This is a genomic window from Helicobacter pylori, assembly GCF_002832345.1.
Taxonomy (GTDB): Bacteria; Campylobacterota; Campylobacteria; order Campylobacterales; family Helicobacteraceae; genus Helicobacter; species Helicobacter pylori_CP.
The window spans coordinates 1-1991 of record NZ_PHLZ01000054.1 but is presented as its reverse complement, the minus strand read 5'-3'; the positions used below and the strand labels follow the sequence as shown (position 1 = coordinate 1991).

Here is a 1991-nt window from a genome sequence, read left to right as displayed (position 1 = left end):
CTCTCATTCTCTAAACTCGCTCTTTTTTCAGCGTTCAAATTCTTTAAGACTTCTTTAGATTTAGGATTGAACGCAGGCTTATAATCTCTGTCTTTACCCATTTTGGCTAAATCGTCTATTAGAGTTTTATGATCCCATTTTAAAGCTTGCAAGTATTCTAGTCGTGGGTAAGAAGGTTTTTGCTCCACTAACCTTGTGTATTTAGTGATATTTTCTTGAGTGGTTTTAAGGGAGTTTTCTAATTCCTTGATTTTTTCAGGGAGTTTAGTGATAGCGTTATCCAACCTTTTTAAAAACCCATCAAATTTGATCTCACCGCAGAAATTATAAGAGCTGAACATGTTGGCAGTATCGTTTTTATAAACCATATTGCTAGGGCTATAGCCAATATTTGGATTGTCTTTAGGGCTTAAACTAAACTCCACTTGATACTTAGTTTTATAAGCGTTCACCACAAAGCCCTTGTATTCTAAAAGCTTACAATCTCTTTCCTCATTGAAAAACAAGTCGTTCAAATTGCTTGCAAATTGCTTTTTAATAGCGTCTAGCTTTTCTTTATTTTGTTCGGCTATTTGCTTGTTTTGTTCTTTGAGTTTTTTGTGCGTTAATTCTTCGCTCATAGAGGCGTTTTCTTTTAAAGGCTCTACTTCTTTAATTTTGATAAGCTCATAATCCTTGCTCTCTTCATTTTTCAAATCATAGAGCTTGATCTCTGTGTGAGTGGGGATTATTACAGAGCTTTGAAGCGTTTCTAAATCTTTCAATTCCTGTTTGAGATAATCCCATTGAGAAGAGTTGTTTTTCAAATTCTCTTCATTGAAATAATTTTCTTTATTGAAAGCTTTGTATTTTGCTTCTTCGTTTTTGATTTCCGCTCTCAATTTGACTTCTTCAATAATTAAGGGATTGCCTGTCGCTTCTGCTTTCATCTCACTTGCATTAGAACTCCCCATATTAAAGTCTTCTAATTCATTCAAGCCTAATTTGTGCGCGTTTCTAAATTGCTCTATGCCTTTAGATTTAGTCTCTATGATTTGCCACATACGACTATCATAAGTTTTTTCAGTGGCGTAGCGATAGATTTTCATTCTAAAATTTTCAGGATCGTTTTGGTGCAAAATATTACCTTGTCTTATCCCACGCCCTTCCATTTGCAACAATTCATCAGGCCTCCATGGGCAATCTAATTCATGCATAGCGACTAATCTTTCTTGCACATTAGTGCCTACGCCCATTTTAGCAGGACTGCCCAATAAGACCCTGACTCCGCCACGATTGAGCTTTTTAAACAAATCCTGCTTTTGCTCTTCGGTTTTAGCGTCATGGATGAAAGCGATTTCATTTTGCGGGATACCCATTTGGACTAAATGCCTTAAAACATCGCTATAAACATCAAACTTGCAGCCTTTAGCTAACTCTTCATCTAAATTGACGCTTTTAGCCTCTTTCTCTTTGAGCTCGTTCTCTAATTCTTTCTTGCTAGGAGCGATGAGATTGCCATTTTCATCATAACTAGACAAGCTTTCTAAAAGCTCTTGAGTTTCATCCAGGGGATTTTTATTTTCTATTCCATGAGCGTTATCTAACACTTCTAAACTCACTTTTTGGCTATGGGTTTTGGGCGTGGATAGCCCTATGAAACCAAGTTGTGTGCCTTTAGTGGCATGAGTTTCTAAATAATTCTCATAGATATTTTTTGCCATAGCATAGCTTTTAGAAAATTCTTTTTCTACTTTAGCGTTAGGGTCAATCAAGCGGTAATCCAAAGCCACTTTTCTAGCGTCTGTGGTGCAAGAAAGGATATTGTCTTGCCCTTTTTTGCTTTTCTTGCCCTCGCATTTTTGCATCCTATCAATGATAGAGCCTTCATTATATTTGCCATTTTCATCAGCCACGCCAATGAATTGAGCCACTTCTTCGCTTCTTTTCGCCACCACATTGATAGGCTTATCCCCATACACTTTAGGCACAAAGTGGGGGTTGTGCTTTAA

At 37.0% G+C, this 1991-nt stretch carries 1 protein-coding gene; it reads right to left on the bottom strand.

Annotation, left to right across the window (positions count from 1 at the left end):
- On the bottom strand, window positions 1-1991 hold a 1991-nt coding region (locus CXY28_RS08535), incomplete at both ends, for a helicase-related protein (RefSeq protein ID WP_332870744.1).